This is a genomic window from Bradyrhizobium sp. CCBAU 45394, from assembly GCF_028128655.1.
GTDB lineage: Bacteria > Pseudomonadota > Alphaproteobacteria > Rhizobiales > Xanthobacteraceae > Bradyrhizobium > Bradyrhizobium diazoefficiens.
In genome coordinates this window covers 1-2,032 of sequence record NZ_LBIX01000087.1, presented here as the reverse complement: position 1 = coordinate 2,032, position 2,032 = coordinate 1, and the positions used below count along the sequence as shown (strand labels likewise).

The window sequence follows — 2,032 nt, the reverse complement described above, 5'->3', positions numbered from 1 at the left end:
TGGTTCATCCCAGTGATTTTGACGTTTTGATACCGAGCCATTCGAGGATCGGCAAGCTTTCCGGCGGCACGAGGATTTCGATGCTTCTGGGGACGCCGGGCTGACGTCGGATGAAGCCGTTTCGTTCGAGGGTGACGATCATCTGGTGGACTGACGGCGGGCTGACGCGGAAGTGGCGCTGAATGTCGGCTTCGGCGGGCGGCTGTCCGAACATGAACGAATAGGTATGGATGAAAGCGAGGTAGTGCCCCTGCTTCTCGGTGAAGCGCGCGCCTGATTTTTGACTCATCGTTGGATTCGTCCCGGCCTCCGACAAGGAGGCGAAGCATGAATGTACGTTATCGGGTCGAATCGAGCCAAACCGAGCGCGACGAACTGACGGCGATGCTCGGCGGCGGCAAGCACGCCGCCCGCAAGCTTAAGCGGGCGCAGATTTTGCTGGCGGCCGATGGAGGCCGCCGCGACGAGGAGATTGCCCAGACCGTGAGTGTCAGCCTCTCCACCGTCGGCCGGACCAAGCGCCGCTTCGTGGAAGGCAATCTGGAGCGGGCCTTGAGCGAGGAGCCGCGTCCGGGCGCAGAGCGCAAGCTCACCGGCAAGGAGGAGGCCCTGCTGGTGGCGACCGCATGCGCCAAGCCGCCCGCCGGCCGCAAACGCTGGACGCTGACGCTGCTGGCTGACACGATGGTCAAGCTAACCGATCACGACAGCCTGTCGGGCGAGACCGTGCGTCGCCGGCTGGCCGAGAACGACCTTAAGCCATGGCGCAGGGACATGTGGTGCATTCCCCATATCGATGGCGACTACGTTGCCCGCATGGAGGACGTGCTCGACCTCTACGCCGAGGCGCCGGATCCCGCCCGGCCGCTGGTCTGCTTCGACGAGACCCCCGTCCAGCTGATCGGCGAGGTGCGCCAGCCGGTCCCGGCCCAACCGGGACAGCGCGAGCGCTATGATTACGAGTATCGCCGCAACGGCACCGTCAATCTCTTCGTCACCTTCGATCCACATCGGGGCTGGCGCAACGTCAAGGTCACCGACCGCCGCGCCGCCGTGGACTACGCCCACTGCATGCGTGATCTCGTCGACCTCCATTATCCCGACGCCGCCTGCATCCGTGTCGTGCAGGACAATTTGTCGATCCACAAGCCTGGGGCGCTGTATGAGGCCTTCGCGCCCGCCGAGGCCCGACGCATCCTGCGCCGCCTCGAATTCCACTTCACCCCGAAGCACGCCAGTTGGCTCAATATGGTAGAGTGCGAGATCAGCGTGCTGCAGCGCCAGTGTCTCGGCCGCCGCATCGAAGATCCCAAATGGCTCCGAAACGAGATCGCAGCATGGCAAAAGCGGCGGAACAAAACCCGAGCCCGCATCAAATGGATGTTCACAACCGACAAAGCCCGCGCCAAACTCGGCCGCGCCTATCCAGCCACCGCCAAAGAGTCAAAATCACTGGGATAGACCACTAGGCGGTGTGGACTCTAAGGATTCCTTTACAGGCGCAAATCAGATTCAAAGCTGCTTTTCGTGAGGCAGTCTTGGGTGTGATGGACCGGTTGGTTTTGAGCGATGCGACGTGGGAGCGGATGGCGCCGCTGATCATCGGCCGGCCTGACCAAAAGGGTTCGACGGGCCGGGACAATCGGATGTTTGTGGAGGGCGTACTTTGGATCGTGCGCACCGGCTCGCCCTGGCGTGATCTTCCGGAGGCGTTCGGCGACTGGAACAGCGTGTTCCGGCGCTTCAGTCGATGGAGCCTCAAGGGTGTTTGGTGGCGGATCTTCGAGGTGATGTCCGACGATCCGGACTTCGAATAACTGATTGTCGATTCCACCATTGTCCGAGCCCACCAGCACGCTGCCGGGGCTAAAAAAGGGGGTCTGAAGATCAGGCGATAGGCCGTTCGCGCGGCGGCCTGAGCACCAAGATACATATGGCCGTTCGCGGCTTGGGATGTCCTGTACGGTTTAGGTGTAGAAGTTTCGACTTAATCTGACGGCAAGGTTTGAACTGGCAGGGAATGGAGCTGCGG

Annotated in this window: 2 protein-coding genes and 1 pseudogene; 2 read left to right on the top strand and 1 reads right to left on the bottom strand. The window is 62.0% G+C overall.

From position 1 onward, the window contains the following. Positions 1-4: 4 nt before the first annotated feature. The gene (locus WN73_RS11900; RefSeq protein WP_271552906.1) at positions 5-289 is read right to left on the bottom strand and encodes a LexA family protein; all 285 of its coding nucleotides are present in this window, start codon (positions 287-289) and stop codon (positions 5-7) included. A gap of 38 nt (positions 290-327) precedes the next feature. Between WN73_RS11900 and WN73_RS11895 the strand changes: the two genes are divergently transcribed. Then, positions 328-1,461, top strand: a complete 1,134-nt coding sequence (locus tag WN73_RS11895) for an IS630 family transposase (protein WP_271552904.1) — start codon at positions 328-330, stop codon at positions 1,459-1,461. Between the two features lie 77 nt (positions 1,462-1,538). After that, positions 1,539-1,969: pseudogene (locus WN73_RS11890) on the top strand (IS5 family transposase); the annotation flags it as partial. Between the last annotated feature and the right edge of the window lie 63 nt (positions 1,970-2,032).

What these genes read in the sequence shown, in the direction of transcription:
- WN73_RS11900 (WP_271552906.1), bottom strand. Translation starts at nt 289, where the DNA reads ATGAGTCAAAAATCAGGCGCGCGCTTCACCGAGAAGCAGGGGCACTAC.
- WN73_RS11895 (WP_271552904.1), top strand. Translation starts at nt 328, where the DNA reads ATGAATGTACGTTATCGGGTCGAATCGAGCCAAACCGAGCGCGACGAA.